This is a genomic window from Psychroflexus salarius (assembly GCF_900129035.1).
GTDB lineage: Bacteria > Bacteroidota > Bacteroidia > Flavobacteriales > Flavobacteriaceae > Psychroflexus > Psychroflexus salarius.
Genome location: NZ_FQTW01000008.1, coordinates 34,963 through 52,142, shown reverse-complemented (window position 1 = coordinate 52,142; position 17,180 = coordinate 34,963). Strand labels below are relative to the sequence as shown.

Genomic DNA, 17,180 nt, shown 5'->3' with positions numbered 1-17,180 from the left:
TATGGCTCATATTTTCATTTTATGTACAGGAAGGTCTGGTTCAGTAAGTTTTATAAAAGCTTGCAAACACATAACCAATTTCACATGTGGACACGAAACAAAATCACGCTTACTAGGTAAAGAGCGTTTTGAGTTTCCTGATCAACACATCGAGGCTGATAACCGATTAATTTGGGATTTAGGACGACTTGAAAAATACTATGGCAACAAAGCCAAGTATATTTACCTTAAACGTGATTCTGCTAAAGTGGCCAAAAGTTTTACCAAGAGAACTTATTACCCGAATAGTATTTTTAAAGCTTACTGTGACGGTATAAAAAAAACACCAACCGAAAAACTTAATGCAAAGCAAATAGAGCAAATTTCAACTGATTTTGTAGATAATATGACAACGACTATTGAAAATTTTATCAATAAGCAAAAGCATACCTTGGTGATTGATATAGATCATATTGAAAATGATTTTAAGACATTTTGGGACTTTATTGAAGCTAAAGGTGATCTTCAAAATGCCTTAGATAGTTTTAAACATAATCACAACGCATCAGCGTTAAAATCAAAAACTTACATAAAATATCATATTAAACTATTTTTTTTAAGATTCTTTAAATCAATTGTTTAATTATATTTCATTTTTATATATATTTGTCTGTACCCCAAAATTTTAAATCATGACTAAAAATCAAGAAGAAGAATGGAGAACGGTTGAACTTGAACCGCAATTTAAAGAAAATCAGAGCATTGAAGTCTCTAATCTCGGTGACGCAAGACGAATAAAAAAAACAGGTAAAACTTGGCCCGTAAAGCTTGGTAATATAAACGGTTACGCAAGTGTAAGTATCACTTTAAAAGCTGGCGGCAATAGATCCAGATATTTACATAAATTGATTGCTGAAACTTTTTTAGATAAAAGAGACGATCAAATCTTTGTGATTCATAAAGACTACGATAAGCAAAATAATCACGTTTCTAACTTGGCATGGGCTAATAAAAAAGAAAAAGAAAAACATCAATTTAAAAACCCTAAATGGCTAGCCAAGTCTAAGATGGTCAAAAATTCTAAGCTAAGCGAAGATGATGTTAGAAAAATTAAGCGCATGCTAAATAGTCCAAACCGCAAATATAAAATGCGTGATTTAGCAAAAAAGTTTCAAATTTCTGAAATGCAACTTTACCGCATCAAAAAAGGAAAAAACTGGACTCACGTTAAAATTTAACTTGACTTAAACCGATAAATTTGAATTTAAGCCTCTTACTTAGAGGCTTTTTATTTCCATTTAATTCCGCAACCCATGGCAGGTTTTTGAGTTTTTATAGGCGACTTATTACTTAATATAAAGTCTAAAGCTTGCCTTAATGAAGTCCCTGAAATTGGGATATTGTTTTGAGGTCGCGAGTCATCTATCTGTCCGTGGTAATTTAGCTTAAGGTCTCTATCGAATACATAAATATCTGGTGTGCACATAGCTTGATAAGCCTTTGCGATTAATTGAGTTTCATCATATAAATATGGAAACGGAAAATCATGTTCTCGTGCAAATTCATACATTTTTTGAGGTGAATCTTGAGGATATTTTAAAATATCATTACTCGAAATAGCGACAAAGCTAAATCCGGTAACACGATAATCATTGGCTATACGGACTAATTCTTCAATCACATGCACAACATAAGGACAATGATTACATATAAACATAATTACAGTTCCTTTTTCACCGCGTAAATCTTTATAAAGTTCAAAAACTTCATTAGAAACACTGTCTTGTAATGTAAAGTCTGGTGCTTTAAAGCCTATTTCAATTGGGTTTGATTCTGTTAATGCCATTGTTTAAAAATTAAAAAAGCTATCTCGTTAAAGATAGCTTATGTAAATTTAGATCTCAAAAAAAGATTATTTCTTTTTATCTTCTTTAGGATTGTTTAGTTTACTTGTTAATTCTAGAGAAATCGCTGACTTATCAAAAGTCATTTTCCCAGAACCTGTTTCGATAATAATAGCATCTAACTTTTCACTAGTATCTGCTACTTTACCGTGTAAACCACTTTTTGTAACAATACGATCACCTTTTTTAATGTCATTAATAAAGTTTTTTTCTTGCTTTTGTTTTTTCATTTGTGGTCTAATCATGAAAAAATAAAGCACAACAAATATTAAGACTAAAGGTAAAAAACTTTGTAATTGCTCCATATTATTTTACTGGAGAACCAGCTTTAGGATTTTTAGGATTTACAAAAGCCTTAATTCTTAGAGTTTCAGTACCTTTTTCTGTATTGGCAGTAATTCTAATGCTTTTCATTTGTTGGTTAGGCTTACCATTAGAATTAAATTTTACGGTCATTTCACCTTTATCGCCAGGCATGATTTGCTCATTTCTTGGATAAGTAGGTACTGTACAACCACAACTTCCTTTTGCGTTTGTAATTACAAGTGGCGCCTCACCAGTATTGGTAAATGTAAATACATGCTCTACGATATCGCCTTCATTAATTGTTCCAAAATCGTGCATTGATTCATCGAACTGCATTTCTGGAAACTTTTGCTCTTTAGAATCTTGTACTGCTGCTGTTTCTGCTTTTTTAGTATCAACTTCTTCAGCTGCATTTTGTTTACATGAGGTTAAACTCAATGCACCAACGGCTAATAATGATAAAAAAATTCTTTTCATTTTTACTAAATTTAAATTTATTCAAAAATATAAAAAAAACGATGATTACATCAATCCACGTCCTATTTTATTAATTTTTCCAGATTCTTCAAACTCTTTAGATAGTTTATCAAGCACACCGTTTATAAATGTTGCGCTTTTAGGCGTTGAATAATTTTTAGCTAACTCTAAATATTCATTAATTGTTACTCGAATAGGAATGCTTGAAAATTGTGTGAATTCGCAAAGCGCCATTTTAATTAATATCCGATCAAGCTCTGCAATTCGGTCTTTATCCCAATTTGGTGTTTTCCCTACTAAAGCTGTTTCAAACTCTTCATTAAACAGTAAAGATTTTGTAAATAATCTGTTGGCAAAATCTTCATCATCTAAATTAGCGAAAAGTTGAGGAACTTTAATTTGTTCATCGTCTTCAGAAATATTACTCAAAAATTTAACTAAACTCGTGTTAACAATCGGGAAATCATCTATCCAAGTTAGCTTGTTATCTTCATAATAATCGTATAAAAAATCATTTGGAGCGATGATCTTTTTGAATAATTCAATAACAAAATTTTTGTCATCTTTAAATGATGATTGTTTTTGAGAATTGTAATCTGAATAAAACTCGCTTTTTAAACAATCTTCCCAAATTTGTTTTGGAACCTCATCGTCATGTTTCCATTGATTTAACTTTCGATTAGACAAAAGATCAAACAAGTTAGACTCATCTTCTAGCTTTTGAATTAGCTTATTATTAGTGAAATTTAAGTTAGGTTGGCGATCGGCTTCGGTTGCTAAAAACTTCTTTTTACTTAATTCGTAATAGTTTGAAGCTATTTCTTTAACTTCAACTAATAGACTTAAATTAAGCAAGAATAAGTCATGCATATCTTTCATGCTTTTCTTTAGAAACTTTTGTTCTGTTTGCATCACTTCTCTATTTCCTTTATTAAAGGCATAGATAGATTGCATAACTTTAGCACGAATATGGCGTCTTGTAAGCATTTAATAAAATTTTCAGTTTGCAAAAATAAGATTTAAAATAAGAGTAATTCAATTTTATTAGATTTTTAGTCAACTTCTCTATTAAACTTATGTTAGTAGCAATAGCGCTAAACTGAATAATATTACATTTGCAGTCTTACAAATTAAACCAGTTGAAAGCATTAAAGCATCTTAATAAATACCTCTACAAGTATAAGTGGCGACTATTGCTAGGGCTTATCATTACAATTGGTGCTCGTGTGTTTGCCATTTTTACACCACAACTTATCAGAAACTCTACTACGGTTATTGAACGCTACTTGAATAATGAAATTACTGATTTAGAAGTCGTTAAAAATGAATTAATGCTGAATATTGCATTGATTATTGGAGCCGCTTTGGCTTCAGCCATTTTTACATTTTTGATGCGGCAAACCTTTATTGTAGTATCTCGCTTTATTGAATATGACCTTAAAAATGAAGTATTTGAACAATACCAAAACTTATCACTTAATTTTTATAAGAGAAATAGAACAGGTGATTTAATGAATCGTATATCTGAAGACGTTTCAAAAGTAAGAATGTATGTTGGTCCCGCTTTAATGTATGGTGTACAAACCTTAACCTTGTTTGTTGTGGTTATTTCATACATGGTTAGTGCTGCACCAATGCTTACTTTATACACTTTAATACCTCTGCCCATTTTATCGGTTGCTATATACAGATTAAGTGTCGCTATTAATAAACGTAGTACAATTGTACAGCAATTTTTATCCCGATTAAACACTTTTACGCAAGAAAGTTTTAGCGGAATTGCAGTCATAAAATCTTATGGTATTCAGCCTAAATTTAAAAGCGACTTTAAAGGTTTAGCTGAAGAAAGTAATTTAAAGAATGTAGACTTAGCTAGAGTTCAAGCCATATTTTTCCCGTTAATGGTGTTATTGATTGGCTTTAGTAACCTTATTGTAATTTATGTAGGTGGGCAGCAATATATTGATGGCCAAATTGAAAGCGTTGGTGTAATAATTGAGTTTATATTATATGTAAATATGCTTACTTGGCCTGTGGCATCAGTTGGCTGGATTACCTCTATGATTCAACAAGCTGAAGCCTCTCAAGTTAGAATAAACGAATTCTTAAGTGAAAAACCAAGTGTTAAAAATACGTCAGACCGAAATCAAAAAATTAAAGGCAAAATTGAATTTAAAAACGTAAGCTTCACTTACGAAGATACCAATATTACAGCGCTAAAAAATATTTCATTTGTTTTAGAACCTGGAAATAGTTTGGTAATTTTAGGAAAAACAGGCTCAGGAAAATCAACCATTCTTGAGCTCATCGGCAGGCTTTATGATGTCACTGAAGGCGAAATTTTAATAGATGATCAGCCCATTGAGAGTTTTAACTTATTTGAACTTAGAAAGCAAATTGGATATGTACCTCAAGATGCATTTTTGTTTAGTGAAAGTATACGAGAGAATATTAAATTTGGAAAACATGATGCCACTGAAGATGATATTATAAAAGCAGCTAAATATGCTGCAGTTCACAACAATATTAAAAACTTCAGTAAATCTTATGATACTGTGTTAGGTGAACGAGGCATCACGCTATCAGGTGGGCAAAAACAACGTGTTTCTATCGCTAGAGCTATTATTAAAAATCCTAATATTGTTTTATTTGATGATTGCCTTTCGGCAGTTGATACCGAAACTGAAGAAGAAATATTTAACAACCTTAATGAAATTTCAAGTAAAAAAACAGCTGTAATTGTAAGCCATAGAGCTTCTTCAGCTAGAACTGCAAACAAAGTTTTGGTTTTAGACAACGGCAAAATTATTCAAGAAGGCACTCACAACCAACTTGTTAAAACTAAAGGTTATTATAAGTCGCTTTACGAAAAACAACTTACCAAAAAAGAAACCTAAGTAAAGCTTGGTTTTTTTTATTTTTTTTTATGATTTTTGACACTTAAACAAATCAAAAAATTATTATGAGTGATCAAGGCATGATGAAGAATGACGACATCTTTTCAAGGGTGATTAGAGCTGGTAGAAGAACTTATTTTTTTGACGTACGTTCTACAAAAGCAGATGACTATTATCTAACAATTACTGAAAGTAAAAAGTTTACAAATGATGATGGTTCATTTTTTTATAAAAAGCACAAAATTTATCTTTACAAAGAAGATTTTGATGGGTTTAAAGAAGCCTTAGAAGAAGCCACACAGTTTATTGTTAATGAAAAAGGCGAAGAAGTGATTAGTGAGCGACATCAAAGTGACTTCAAAAAAGAAAACAACCTTAGTCATGAAAATGTTTTAGAAGAAACAAAAGCTTTTACTGATGTAAAGTTTGACGATATATAAAAATCTACTTTTTTTAAAAACAAAACCCCAAAACTAAAGTTTTGGGGTTTTGTTTTTATGTGAAATAGCTAAAAGCCTTTACGATAAATGCTGTTTTACAAGCTTAGAAATAGTTTTGCCATCAGCTTTCCCAGCCAATTGCTTAGAGGCTAAACCCATAACTTTACCCATATCCTTCATACCTTCAGCATTAACTTCAGTTATTATTGCTTTAACTTTCGCTTCAATTTCTTCTTCAGATAATTGTTCAGGTAAAAAAGTTTCAATAATTTTTGCTTCACTCAATTCAGCTTCAGCTAAATCTTCACGACCTTGTTCTTGATAAACTTGAGCACTCTCTTTACGTTGTTTCACTAACTTTTGTAATAGCTTGAGTTCCTCAGCTTCACTCAATTCTTCAGCTGAACCTGAAGATGTTTTGGCTTTTAATAATTCATTTTTTATCGATCTTAAAGATCCTAAGGCGACGCTATCTTTAGCTTTCATAGCCGCCTTCATTTTTTCCATAACTTGTTTTTCTAGAGACATAATTGCTTATTTTTAGCAAATATACGCAAAGACTTGTTGTATTTAAAGTGCACTGTAACCAATGTTACTGCTACTACTGAAGAATAAAGTTAATTTTGAATTTTATTTAATTACTATGGAAATTATAGAAATTCTTGGTTACGTTGGCGCTTTAATTATAGGGCTCGTTTTAGGTTTAATTGGTGGTGGCGGCTCTATATTAACTGTTCCTGTTTTAGTATATTTATTATCTGAAGACCCAGTAATCGCTACGGCATATTCACTTTTTGTGGTTGGTGTATCTTCTTTGGTCGGTGCGTTTAGAAATATGCAAAAAAAACTAGTAGATTTTAGAACAGCTATTGTCTTTGCCATTCCTGCTTTTATTGCGGTTTATGTTACTCGTAAATTTTTAATCCCGTTTATCCCAGATGAGTTATTTAGTGTTGGTGGTTTTTTAATTACTAAGAATATTGCCATCATGCTCTTTTTTGCTGTGATAATGATATTAGCATCTTACTCAATGATAAAGAGTAAAAATAAGGCAACAGATGAGCACCAAACTATACAATACAACTATCCATTAATTATTATAGAAGGTTTTGTTGTAGGTACATTAACAGGAATTGTTGGAGCTGGTGGTGGATTTTTAATAATTCCTGCACTGGTGATTTTAGCAAAATTACCTATGAAAAAAGCGGTGGCAACTTCATTGTTGATCATCGCTATAAAATCATTAATTGGTTTTATTGGCGATGTTCAGAATCTTGAAATTGAATGGAATTTCCTTTTAAGCTTTACAGCACTTTCAGTTGTTGGTATCTTCATCGGCATTTGGCTTAACAAATTTATTGATGGTAAAAAACTAAAGAAAGGCTTTGGCTGGTTTGTCTTAGTCATGGGAATTTACATTATCTTTAAAGAATTCACTAAATAACTTAAACATGAATAAAATATTAAGCCTGATTTCAGTAATTTCATTAGCACTAGTGAGTTGTCAAACTTCAACTAAAACTGAAGCAAATGAAAATAATAAATATGTAGATGTTTCTGAAGCTGAAATAGCGCAAACTGAGTTAGCCTCTAAAGGGAAAACTTTGATGGAAAATCAGTGCTATGTTTGCCATAATCCTAAAGCTAAAAAAGAAAACAGGATTGCACCTCCATTTATCGCAATTAAAAATCATTATCTAAAAAAATATAATTCAGAAGAAGAATTTACGGCTAAAATATGGACATTTTTAGAGAAGCCAACTAAAGAGAAAGCAATCATGAAAGGCGCAATAGACAAATTTGGACTCATGCCTTACCAAGTATTTAAAGAGAAAGATATTAATGCTATTGCACACTATTTATATAATTACAATATTGAAAAACCAAGTGATTTTAAACAGCATAAGGGCAAAGGAAGAAAAAAAGGCAAACAAAAAAAACTGGGTAAATCACAACCAAAAACAGATGCAGAAAGAGGTATGCATTATGCTAAATCTACAAAAGCTGTCTTAGGTCAAAATTTAATGGGAGCTATTCAGAAAAAAGGCGTTAGTCATGCTTTAAGTTTTTGTAACGAACAAGCTTTACCACTCACCGACTCGATGGCTAACTATCATAATGTCAAAATCAAACGTGTTACGGACCAGCCAAGAAATCCTTCAAACGCTGCCAGTAACATAGAGGTAAAACATATTAAAACGTTTAAGTCTTTATTAGCTAACAGTGAAGACATCAAACCAATTGTAGAAAAAAATAATGGCCAAACTAACTTTTATTATCCTATTGTAACCAATAATATGTGTTTAAAATGCCATGGTACACCAAATAAAACAATTGCAAAAAGCGACTACAATAAAATATTGAAATTGTATCCTAAAGATCAGGCAGTTGGTTACCAAACTAACGAAGTTAGAGGAATTTGGAGCATAAGTTTTAAAAGTGATGAACAAAATTAAATCTATATTTCTTATCCTGATTGTAGTAACAAGTTGTGGTACTGAAAGTGCAACTGACAAAAACGCTAATCAAAACCATTGGAGCTACGAAGGCGAAACAGGACCTGAACATTGGGACGAACTAGAAAAAAACAATCAATGTAGCGGATTATTTCAATCTCCAATAAACTTAGTTAACTTCAGCGAAGACAAAAATCTAAACCCACTTGATTTACATTATGCAGATAGTACGAAAATTCATAGTGTAGAAAACAATGGACATACCATAAAATACAATTTTGAGAAAGGAGATTATTTAATTTATAACGACAAACGTTTTAATTTAGTTCAATTTCATTTTCATGAACCAGCAGAACACTTAATTGAAGGTGTGCGTTATCCACTTGAAATACATTTGGTTCACACCTCTGAAGAAGGAGAAATATGTGTTCTAGGAATCATGGCAAAAGAAGGAAAAAACAGTGAACCATTTGAATTTCTTGAGCGCTTTTTACCCTTAGAACAAGATGAATCAAAATTAATTAATAAAAGTTTTGATATACAATCTACACTACCTGAAAACCAAAACTATTTTACTTATAAAGGCTCTTTAACCACGCCGCCTTGCACAGAAAATGTGACATGGTTTGTATTTAAAGAACCAATTAATGTATCTGAAGCTCAAGTAGAACTTCTGAGAGGTTTTATGCCAATTAATAATTATCGCGACCATAAACCTCAGAATGGAAGAATCATTAAATTAAGTCATTTTTGATATGAAACTACTTGGACTCATTGGCGGTACCTCTTATCATTCAACTTTAGAATATTATAAGTTGATTAACGAAGGTGTTAGTAAACAAATTGGTTTTGATGCTAATCCTGAGTTACTAATCTATAGTATTAATATAGATGTTATGAGACGGCAAGATATTGATGAGATTAACTCTACTTATCTAAAAGTTGCTCAAAAGCTACAAAAAGCCGGTGCTGAAGCAATCATAATTTGCGCTAACACACCTCACATGGCTGTTGAATTTGTACAACCTAAAATTGATATTCCATTTTTACACATTGCAGACGCTATAGGTCAAGAAGCCAAAAAATACAACTACAAATCTTTATTACTACTTGGTAATAAACCAACAACTACCAAAGCTTTTTTGAAAGATTACCTAGCAGAAAACTATGGTTTGAAAATTGTCATTCCTTCTGAAAGTAATATTAATAAGTCTCATTATTACGTTTCTAAAGAACTCACACAAGGCCAGTTTACATCTGAAGCTAAACAATTTTATAAAGAACTCATAAAAACACATCAAGAAAGAATTGATGCTGCTATCTTAGGCTGCACAGAACTCCCAATTCTATTAAAAGATGAAAAATCAGTTGTCCCTTTTTTAAAAACTACCGATTTACATATAAAATCAGCTATTAATTTTATTCTTAATAAATAAAAAGCCATCTGCTTAAGGATAAGCTAAACAATTGTAACTTTAGTTACATATAACGTTATAGATTTTTCATAATTTTATTAAATTTTAAATAAAACTTCTTATGAACTCATCACATGATATTTTAATTATCGGAGGTGGTACAGGCGGCATCATGACGGCTGCGCAACTTCTAAAAAAAGACAAAACATTAGACATTGCTATCATAGAGCCAGCTGACACCCATTATTATCAGCCAGCTTGGACTTTAGTTGGTGCAGGAACTTACAATTATGAAGATACTGCTAAACCAATGAAAGACTTAATTCCGGAAGGCGCTAAATGGATTAAGGATTATGCCACGAAATTTAATGCTACAGAAAACATTGTCGAAACCAAAAACAATGGTTCTATTGGTTACAAATATTTAGTTGTATCTCCAGGTTTAGTTATGGACCCTAAACAAATTGACGGTCTTGAAGAGTCTTTAGGTAAAGGTGTGGTTTGTAGTAATTATACCGACCCTAAACACACTTGGGAAGTCATTAAAAACTTTAAAGGTGGTAATGCTATTTTCACTCAACCTACAACTCCTATAAAGTGCGGTGGAGCTCCACAAAAAATTGCCTATTTAGCTGCAGATTATTTTAGAAAAAACAAAATCGACTCTAAAGTTGTGTTTGCTACGCCTGGTTCAGTGCTATTTGGTGTTAAGCCTATTCGTGATACTTTAACTAGAGTTGTAGAACGTTACGGTATGGTGTTCAAACCGTTTTATGCACCAAGACATATTGATGCAAAAAACAAAAAAATTATTTTCTCATACACAGGAGATGATGAAAACCAATGTGTAACCAATGAATCTAAAGAAATTGGTGAAAAAATTAGCGGGGTAGCTAATATAGAAGTTCCATTTGACATGCTGCATATCGCTCCACCTCAAGCTGCACCAAAATTTGTTCGTGATTCTGAATTGGCCAATAAAGATGGGTGGCTTGATGTCAATATCAATACACTTCAACATAATAAATATCCAACTATTTTTGGGCTAGGTGATGTTGCTGGCTTACCTACGGCTAAAACTGGTGCAGCCATAAGAAAGCAAGTACCTGTTTTAGTTGACAACATTTTAAAACTCATGAGTAATCAAGAAGCGAATAATGATTCTTATCAAGGCTACTCTTCTTGTCCGTTAGTAACCGGTTATGGTAAAATGACGCTTGCAGAATTTGATTATGAAGGTAATTTTACACCAGATCCAAAACTCAAGCAGATGCTAGTTTTTAATTCTGCTAAGGAACATTGGCGATTATGGATGCTTAAAAAATATGGACTACCTTATTTATACTGGAATAAAATGATGAAAGGGGAAGCTGTTTAATTTAGTTTCAACCTAAAAAACAAAAAGGTCAACTGATTAGTTGACCTTTTTTTGTGCAAACCATTTTTATCTAAAATTTATACTTGGCGAATACGCTAAAATTTCGACCTGGTTCAGTAATTGGTCGTCTTGAAAAACCATCTTGATTAGTAAAAGCAAAATTGAGGTGGTTATTATAAAATTCATCAAAAATATTAAGTACAGCTACACCAAATTGATAAGATTTATAATTTAAACCAGCTTTAAAATCTAATGTTTGCCACGCTGACGTTTCAACTTCACCAAAAGAGGTTGAAAGTTCATCTTGTTTACTTACAACTTGATAAGCTAATTCACTCCAAAATGTATTGGTGGTATATGCCAATGTAAACCTGTTTCGCCATGGCGGCGTTAATGGTAAAGCTTCATCAAGATCTTCATTTTTGGTCATAACATAAGCAGATTGCCAATTTAAATTAAAATCGTTTGGTAAAGCTAAGTTAAAACTAGTTTCAAAACCGTATTTATAAGCGTCATCTAAATTTCTAAACACTTTTGGATGAATTGGTTCTTGATTTGGCATATATTTCCGATTTAGACTTGTGTCTATCAATGGTGCAATATAATTTTCAAATATTGAATAATAAGCAGATGCTTCGAAACTTATTCCCTTAAAAAAGCCATGATTAATTGCATAATTAGAAGCATATTTAACTTCAAATTGATTATTAACTTCAGCGTCAAGATTTGGGTTACCAATATATTCGTAAGGATCTGAACCTACAGAAAAATGATTGATATATCGCTCAATCATATTAGCTGATCGAAGACCGCGACCAAAGGCAAACTCTAATGTTGAATATTCATTTAAATCTTGAGTTAAAGATGCTGTAAAACTGAAGTTGTATTCTTCACGCTCGCCTAAGTTAGGATATAAGTCTTCAAAATCGGCTTCTGGATCCTTAATATCTGAAGTTACTAAATCAAGTCTTGCTCCCAATGTTAAAGATGTTTGCTCTAAAAGCTTCCATTTGGCTTCATTAAAAAAACCAAACGTGTTAACATAAGAATCTTGCCAAATTTTATCTACAAATACCTGAGCTTCAGGTAACGGCATTCCCATCATGTTTTGTTTAACAACGCGTGTTCGTGAACCATCTCTAGCTAATAGTTGTGCATCAAAACCACTAAATACTCGAATTTCTTCAGATAATTGCCAATCAACTTCTAATTTACCGCCAGTTGTTATGGACTCTACTGGCGAACTTGCTTCAACTATTGATCGATTTGGTCTATTTTCATTTGTCATTAAATGGTCAACAAATGAATAATATAACTTAAATTTTAAAGCATTAACACCTTCAGATAATTCCTTAATATGATAATCTAAAGAAGCAATAGATGAATCGTCATATTCTGTATCCATAGGCAAAGAAGCATGTAAAACATCACGACCAAATGATTGACGCCAATTAAGTTGAAGTCGTTGTTGCTCGGTAAAATTATAACCTAAATTTATGCCGTAATCAATACTTCTAAAACTACTTGGTATCTCGGTATTAGAGCCATCTTCGTAGTTACCGAAATCGCGGTAACCATAGTTGACACCTAAATCAAACTTTTCATCAACGTAATTCACTTTAGCCATTGTGGTTAAAGCATTTCCATTGGTTTCATAACCTGAAGATACAGATCCAGAAACGCCTTGCTTGTAGTTTTGAGCTGATTGCGTAACTAAATTCACAACACCACCAAAAGTAGCGCCATAACGCATACTAAACGGACCTTTAATAACTTCAATTTTAGCAATTTCTTCTGGTGAAACGTGACTAGTTATAGGATCCATACGATTAGGACATGCATGCATAACTTTAGTGCCTCCATCATATTGAATATTGAGTTGTTCGTACTGAGCTGCTCTAAAGCTTGGATCTATAGCGTAATTACCGCGTTTTATTAACGAGAACCCATTTAGTCCCGAAAATAAATCAGCTACATTTTTTGGTTGAACAACATATTTTGAAATATCTGGCTTTACCATAGTCATTACAGGATCTTGAAGCCGATTACCTGTAATTAGAACTTCAGCTAAACTATTTACTTTTGGCTGAAGCACTATAATTTTTGGAGTAGTTGAAGTAATTTCAACCTCAACTGGTTGATAACCTAAGTTTTTAATGCGATAGCTTTGTTGTACCTGAAGTGCCAAGCCTTCAGCAGTAGCATAAATTATAGCATTAGTTGTTGTGTTTTCGGCATAGGCCGAAGTTAATTCTTTCTGTGTGTTTTTATCTACAATTTTAAATACACGAGTTTGAGCAAAGCTTACTGCTGTACATAACAGTAACATTGCTAAATACAATTTTTTCATTTGTTTTTAATTACTTGATTAAACATTATTATAGAATCCTGAAAAATCTACAATAGTTCTGGTGGTTTAATCAAGCTATCTAAGCTCCTGCCGTTATAAAAATTAATGTATGCAAATTTTGAAGAATTTGGCTCTACTGGCGCAAAACCAAAAAGTGAATTAAGTGATAAGACATAAATAAGCTCATTTTCAACAAACAACTTAAAAGAACTTGTGTGATCATCAGTTGGTGACTTATCTAGCATTTTAGACAAAAAACACTTTCCATCACACTCTAATTCTGGTTGGTCTTTATTAGCACAAAAGTTTTCAATAAAATTGTTAGTGAACGCTAAATAATAAGACATTAAAAAGCCACTCTTTAAAGTAAAAAGACTTATTAAAATAACTAATAAGATGGCTTTATTTTTCATTGATTTATTTCTATTGCAAAGATACAAAGCTCTGGAATTTCTTTTGTGACTAAAGTCACAATATAACCAATGTTAAATTTACTTCGTCTGTAACAATAGTTACCCGACAAAGGAATTAGAATGCTTTAATTTTGTAAAAAAAAAGTTATGGATGTAGAAATTCTCTCACGTATCCAATTTGCCTTTACCGTTGCTTTTCACTATATCTATCCGCCTCTAAGTATTGGTATTGGTCTAATCATGGTCGTTTTTGAAAGTATGTATTTGCGTACTAAACTTAAAGAATATGAGGTTCTTGCTAAATTTTGGACTAAAATTTTTGCAATTACTTTTGGTATTGGTGTGGTAACTGGTATTGTTATGGAATTTGAGTTCGGAACCAATTGGGCAACATACTCGCGTTATGTTGGTGATATTTTTGGTAGTGCACTCGCTGCTGAAGGTATTTTTGCCTTTGCTCTAGAAAGTAGTGCTTTAGGTGTCTTGCTTTTTGGATGGAATCGTGTAAAACCTTGGGTACATTTAGTAGCTACTTGGGCTGTTTTTTTAGGCTCGATGTTCTCTGCAGTGTGGATCGTTGTAGCCAATTCTTGGCAACAAACGCCTGCTGGTTATCATATTGTAGGCGAAGGAATGCAAGCCAGAGCAGAAATAGTCGATTTTTGGGCTATGGTTTTTAATCCTTCATCTGTAGATCGATTAACGCATGTTTGGCTTGGTGCATTTTTAGCAGGAACTTTTTTAATTTTAAGTGTTCATGCTTATTATATTTTAAAAGGGCGATTTGTATTCTTATCAAAAAAAGCATTCAAAATAACTTTAATTGTTGCAGCTGTTGCCTCTTTAGCTCAATTATTTACAGGTCATAGTTCTGCTGAAGGCGTTGCTGTTAATCAGCCTGCAAAGTTGGCCGCTATGGAAGGCCACTTTGAAAAATCTGCACCAGCAGATTTATACTTGCTGGGTTGGGTAAATAAAGAAAATAAAGAAGTTAGCGGTTTAAAAGTACCTGGAGGACTTTCATTTATGTTACACCAAGACTTTGAAACACCTGTAACGGGTTTAGATGCATTTCCAAAAGAAGACCAACCACCACAAGTCAACGCAGTTTTTCAATTTTATCATTTAATGGTGGCCATTGGCATGTTTCTTATTGCTTTAAGCTTATTTGCTTTGTGGCAGTGGAAACGTGGCAAACTCTTTCAGAAAAAATGGTTGTTATGGACTTTTGTTTTTACAGCACTATTGCCACAATTAGCCAATCAATTTGGCTGGTTTGCGGCTGAAATGGGCAGACAGCCTTGGGTGGTCTACGGTTTACTAAGAACTTCTGATGCTTTATCTAAAAGCGTACAAGCCAATCAGGTCTTATTCTCATTAATCTTATTCTTTGTTGTTTATTTCGTTTTATTTCTTTTATTCATTTACTTAATGAATAAGAAAATTAAAAGCGGTCCTGACAGTGATATTAACTTTGATGATGGTAGTTTAAATAAAGAAATAGCTGAAGTAGTTACTAAATAAAATATTATGGAAACTTTATTAGGAATAGATTATCCAACTTGGTGGTTTTTAGTCGTCGGAGCACTTTTTTCTGGCTATGCCATTTTAGATGGATTTGATTTTGGAGCTGGTGCTTGGCATATGTTTTTTAGAAAAAATACAAGTAGAGAAACCGCGTTAAAAGCCATTGACCCTACTTGGCATGGAAACGAAGTTTGGTTGGTTATTGGCGGCGGAACATTATTTGCTGGTTTCCCTGTTTTTTATGGTACTTTATTTTCGGCTATGTACACGCCATTCATTTTATTTTTACTTTTTATTATTTTTCGAGGTATTTCAATCAAATTTAGAAATATGGAAGACATGCTTTGGTGGAGAAGATTGTGGGATTGGAGCTATTCTATTTCTAGTATCATGCTGGCATTTCTATTGGGTGTAGTTTTAGGAAACATTCTTAACGGAATGCCACTCGATCAAAACTACGAATATGTTGGACGCGGCTTTTTTGAATTTCTCAATCCTTTTTCAATTTTAGTTGGCGTTACAAGTTTAGCACTCTTCATGATGCATGGTGCTATTTATCTACTGCTTAAAACGGAAGGCAAATTATTTGATAGGATTCAAGGTTTTTTAAAAAAAGGAATGGCCTTTTTTATCATCGCTTATATTATTACCACGGGCTACGGCTTTTTATATCTAGACCATTTGCTAGTTGTTTTTGAAGAAAACAAAGTTTTATTTATAGTGCCTTTATTGGTGTTTTTAAGCATTGCCAACGTACCTAGATTAGCTAGTAAGAAAAAATATGGCTGGGCCTTTATTTTTACAAGTATTACCATTTCCTTATTACTTGTAATTGTGGCTTTTGAATTGTATCCAAGACTATTAATGTCTAACCCAAGTATAGAAAATAGCATTACCATTTACAATGCAGCAGCATCGATTAAAACCTTGAAAATTATGATGGGTTTTGTAGCTATCGGCGGACCTTTAGTATTATTGTACAGTTATTTTGTTTATAGAACATTTTGGGGAAAAGTAAAACATAACCAAACTGGTTATTAAATTTCGAATCATATTTTTTTAACACAATTGCTTATTTACACCTAAAATTAAGGACATTTGGTCTATGCCAAAACCGCTTAAAAGACATACAGCATTACAAAATCTAAGTCGGGAACATCACGACATTTTGGTATTTGCTTTACGTTTAAAGAAAGGTCTTAAAAAAGCTGAATTAGTTGAAATAAAAAATTATATCGACTGGTTTTGGGAAGAATACCTTAAAATTCACTTTCAACAAGAAGAAGTTTATCTATTTCCTATTTCAGTTGAAGTCTCTAAGCTTACAAATACAGCACAAGAATATCATGAAAAAATAGAGCAACTTATAAAGGCCAATCATATAGAAGAATTACATATTAATGAAATTCAAAAGACTTTGATTGATTATGTAAGATTTGAGGAACGCAAATTATTTCCTGAATTGCAAATTAAACTTAGTGATTCTGAGCTTGAAAATTATGCAAAAAACCATAAAGTACAGCTAAACTGCCCTTATTGGCCTAACTCATTTTGGAAATAACGTCAAAAGTTTTGATTAAAGATTAAACGTTTAAATAACAAACATCTCACTAACATTATCTATAAAATTTTGTTCTA

General features: G+C 32.3%; 19 protein-coding genes. 12 read left to right on the top strand and 7 right to left on the bottom strand.

What is annotated here, in order from left to right; all coding sequences use genetic code 11:
• The first annotated feature begins 1 nt into the window (after position 1).
• A complete protein-coding gene (locus tag BUB82_RS09745; RefSeq protein WP_143185676.1) occupies positions 2–622 on the top strand; it encodes a hypothetical protein in 621 nt (206 codons plus the stop codon).
• Positions 623–671: 49 nt separating this feature from the next.
• Positions 672–1,217, top strand: a complete 546-nt coding sequence (locus BUB82_RS09740) for an HNH endonuclease (RefSeq protein WP_073193433.1) — start codon at positions 672–674, stop codon at positions 1,215–1,217.
• Between the two features lie 50 nt (positions 1,218–1,267).
• Here BUB82_RS09740 and BUB82_RS09735 read toward each other — a convergent pair whose 3' ends face one another.
• The 4 genes from BUB82_RS09735 to BUB82_RS09720 all read right to left on the bottom strand — a co-directional run bounded on the left by BUB82_RS09735 (position 1,268) and on the right by BUB82_RS09720 (position 3,653).
• Positions 1,268–1,825, bottom strand: coding sequence for a thioredoxin family protein (locus BUB82_RS09735; protein ID WP_073193432.1), 558 nt, complete (start codon positions 1,823–1,825; stop codon positions 1,268–1,270).
• 66 nt (positions 1,826–1,891) lie between these two features.
• Positions 1,892–2,188, bottom strand: coding sequence for a preprotein translocase subunit YajC (gene yajC / locus BUB82_RS09730; RefSeq protein ID WP_073193431.1), 297 nt, complete (start codon positions 2,186–2,188; stop codon positions 1,892–1,894).
• 1 nt (position 2,189) lies between these two features.
• Complete coding sequence (locus tag BUB82_RS09725) at positions 2,190–2,666, bottom strand: DUF1573 domain-containing protein (RefSeq protein WP_073193430.1); 477 nt, start codon at positions 2,664–2,666, stop codon at positions 2,190–2,192.
• A 45-nt stretch (positions 2,667–2,711) separates the two neighbouring features.
• The gene (locus tag BUB82_RS09720; protein WP_073193429.1) at positions 2,712–3,653 is read right to left on the bottom strand and encodes a transcription antitermination protein NusB; all 942 of its coding nucleotides are present in this window, start codon (positions 3,651–3,653) and stop codon (positions 2,712–2,714) included.
• A 152-nt stretch (positions 3,654–3,805) separates the two neighbouring features.
• On the opposite strand from BUB82_RS09720, the gene BUB82_RS09715 reads away from it, so the two are divergent.
• Both BUB82_RS09715 and BUB82_RS09710 read left to right on the top strand, forming a co-directional pair.
• Positions 3,806–5,563 (top strand): ABC transporter ATP-binding protein, encoded by a 1,758-nt coding sequence (locus tag BUB82_RS09715; RefSeq protein WP_073193428.1) that lies wholly within the window; start codon positions 3,806–3,808, stop codon positions 5,561–5,563.
• A 65-nt stretch (positions 5,564–5,628) separates the two neighbouring features.
• Positions 5,629–6,003, top strand: coding sequence for a PUR family DNA/RNA-binding protein (locus tag BUB82_RS09710; protein ID WP_073193427.1), 375 nt, complete (start codon positions 5,629–5,631; stop codon positions 6,001–6,003).
• Between the two features lie 78 nt (positions 6,004–6,081).
• Here BUB82_RS09710 and BUB82_RS09705 read toward each other — a convergent pair whose 3' ends face one another.
• Positions 6,082–6,531 (bottom strand): GatB/YqeY domain-containing protein, encoded by a 450-nt coding sequence (locus BUB82_RS09705; RefSeq protein ID WP_073193426.1) that lies wholly within the window; start codon positions 6,529–6,531, stop codon positions 6,082–6,084.
• 115 nt (positions 6,532–6,646) lie between these two features.
• Here BUB82_RS09705 and BUB82_RS09700 point away from each other — a divergent pair, with 115 nt between their 5' ends.
• The 5 genes from BUB82_RS09700 (at position 6,647) to BUB82_RS09680 (ending at position 11,252) form a co-directional block, all read left to right on the top strand.
• A complete protein-coding gene (locus BUB82_RS09700; RefSeq protein WP_073193425.1) occupies positions 6,647–7,447 on the top strand; it encodes a sulfite exporter TauE/SafE family protein in 801 nt (266 codons plus the stop codon).
• A gap of 7 nt (positions 7,448–7,454) precedes the next feature.
• Positions 7,455–8,459, top strand: a complete 1,005-nt coding sequence (locus BUB82_RS09695; RefSeq protein WP_073193424.1) for a c-type heme family protein — start codon at positions 7,455–7,457, stop codon at positions 8,457–8,459.
• Entirely contained in the window at positions 8,446–9,213 is a 768-nt protein-coding gene (locus BUB82_RS09690; protein ID WP_073193423.1) for a carbonic anhydrase, read from the top strand. Before BUB82_RS09695 ends, BUB82_RS09690 begins: the two co-directional genes overlap by 14 nt.
• A gap of 1 nt (position 9,214) precedes the next feature.
• Positions 9,215–9,895, top strand: coding sequence for an aspartate/glutamate racemase family protein (locus BUB82_RS09685; RefSeq protein ID WP_073193422.1), 681 nt, complete (start codon positions 9,215–9,217; stop codon positions 9,893–9,895).
• Between the two features lie 100 nt (positions 9,896–9,995).
• Positions 9,996–11,252, top strand: a complete 1,257-nt coding sequence (locus BUB82_RS09680) for an NAD(P)/FAD-dependent oxidoreductase (RefSeq protein WP_073193421.1) — start codon at positions 9,996–9,998, stop codon at positions 11,250–11,252.
• Positions 11,253–11,322: 70 nt separating this feature from the next.
• On the opposite strand, the gene BUB82_RS09675 is transcribed toward BUB82_RS09680, so the two are convergent.
• On the bottom strand, positions 11,323–13,602 hold the full coding sequence (locus BUB82_RS09675; protein WP_073193420.1) for a TonB-dependent receptor domain-containing protein: 2,280 nt from the start codon (positions 13,600–13,602) through the stop codon (positions 11,323–11,325).
• 47 nt (positions 13,603–13,649) lie between these two features.
• Positions 13,650–14,015, bottom strand: a complete 366-nt coding sequence (locus BUB82_RS09670) for a hypothetical protein (protein WP_073193419.1) — start codon at positions 14,013–14,015, stop codon at positions 13,650–13,652.
• Positions 14,016–14,162: 147 nt separating this feature from the next.
• Here BUB82_RS09670 and BUB82_RS09665 point away from each other — a divergent pair, with 147 nt between their 5' ends.
• From BUB82_RS09665 to BUB82_RS09655, 3 genes are all read left to right on the top strand, one after another.
• A complete protein-coding gene (locus BUB82_RS09665; RefSeq protein ID WP_073193418.1) occupies positions 14,163–15,539 on the top strand; it encodes a cytochrome ubiquinol oxidase subunit I in 1,377 nt (458 codons plus the stop codon).
• 6 nt (positions 15,540–15,545) lie between these two features.
• Positions 15,546–16,583 (top strand): cytochrome d ubiquinol oxidase subunit II, encoded by a 1,038-nt coding sequence (gene cydB, locus BUB82_RS09660; RefSeq protein WP_073193417.1) that lies wholly within the window; start codon positions 15,546–15,548, stop codon positions 16,581–16,583.
• Between the two features lie 64 nt (positions 16,584–16,647).
• Positions 16,648–17,103: a hemerythrin domain-containing protein gene (locus BUB82_RS09655; RefSeq protein ID WP_073193416.1), complete on the top strand. Its 456-nt coding sequence runs from the start codon at positions 16,648–16,650 to the stop codon at positions 17,101–17,103.
• The last annotated feature ends 77 nt before the right edge of the window (positions 17,104–17,180 follow it).

What these genes read in the sequence shown, in the direction of transcription:
- BUB82_RS09665 (WP_073193418.1), top strand. Translation starts at nt 14,163, where the DNA reads ATGGATGTAGAAATTCTCTCACGTATCCAATTTGCCTTTACCGTTGCT.
- BUB82_RS09745 (WP_143185676.1), top strand. Translation starts at nt 2, where the DNA reads ATGGCTCATATTTTCATTTTATGTACAGGAAGGTCTGGTTCAGTAAGT.
- BUB82_RS09710 (WP_073193427.1), top strand. Translation starts at nt 5,629, where the DNA reads ATGAGTGATCAAGGCATGATGAAGAATGACGACATCTTTTCAAGGGTG.
- BUB82_RS09655 (WP_073193416.1), top strand. Translation starts at nt 16,648, where the DNA reads ATGCCAAAACCGCTTAAAAGACATACAGCATTACAAAATCTAAGTCGG.
- BUB82_RS09695 (WP_073193424.1), top strand. Translation starts at nt 7,455, where the DNA reads ATGAATAAAATATTAAGCCTGATTTCAGTAATTTCATTAGCACTAGTG.
- BUB82_RS09720 (WP_073193429.1), bottom strand. Translation starts at nt 3,653, where the DNA reads ATGCTTACAAGACGCCATATTCGTGCTAAAGTTATGCAATCTATCTAT.
- BUB82_RS09705 (WP_073193426.1), bottom strand. Translation starts at nt 6,531, where the DNA reads ATGTCTCTAGAAAAACAAGTTATGGAAAAAATGAAGGCGGCTATGAAA.
- BUB82_RS09690 (WP_073193423.1), top strand. Translation starts at nt 8,446, where the DNA reads ATGAACAAAATTAAATCTATATTTCTTATCCTGATTGTAGTAACAAGT.
- BUB82_RS09685 (WP_073193422.1), top strand. Translation starts at nt 9,215, where the DNA reads ATGAAACTACTTGGACTCATTGGCGGTACCTCTTATCATTCAACTTTA.
- BUB82_RS09735 (WP_073193432.1), bottom strand. Translation starts at nt 1,825, where the DNA reads ATGGCATTAACAGAATCAAACCCAATTGAAATAGGCTTTAAAGCACCA.
- BUB82_RS09725 (WP_073193430.1), bottom strand. Translation starts at nt 2,666, where the DNA reads ATGAAAAGAATTTTTTTATCATTATTAGCCGTTGGTGCATTGAGTTTA.
- BUB82_RS09740 (WP_073193433.1), top strand. Translation starts at nt 672, where the DNA reads ATGACTAAAAATCAAGAAGAAGAATGGAGAACGGTTGAACTTGAACCG.
- BUB82_RS09670 (WP_073193419.1), bottom strand. Translation starts at nt 14,015, where the DNA reads ATGAAAAATAAAGCCATCTTATTAGTTATTTTAATAAGTCTTTTTACT.
- BUB82_RS09700 (WP_073193425.1), top strand. Translation starts at nt 6,647, where the DNA reads ATGGAAATTATAGAAATTCTTGGTTACGTTGGCGCTTTAATTATAGGG.
- BUB82_RS09680 (WP_073193421.1), top strand. Translation starts at nt 9,996, where the DNA reads ATGAACTCATCACATGATATTTTAATTATCGGAGGTGGTACAGGCGGC.
- cydB (WP_073193417.1), top strand. Translation starts at nt 15,546, where the DNA reads ATGGAAACTTTATTAGGAATAGATTATCCAACTTGGTGGTTTTTAGTC.
- yajC (WP_073193431.1), bottom strand. Translation starts at nt 2,188, where the DNA reads ATGGAGCAATTACAAAGTTTTTTACCTTTAGTCTTAATATTTGTTGTG.
- BUB82_RS09675 (WP_073193420.1), bottom strand. Translation starts at nt 13,602, where the DNA reads ATGAAAAAATTGTATTTAGCAATGTTACTGTTATGTACAGCAGTAAGC.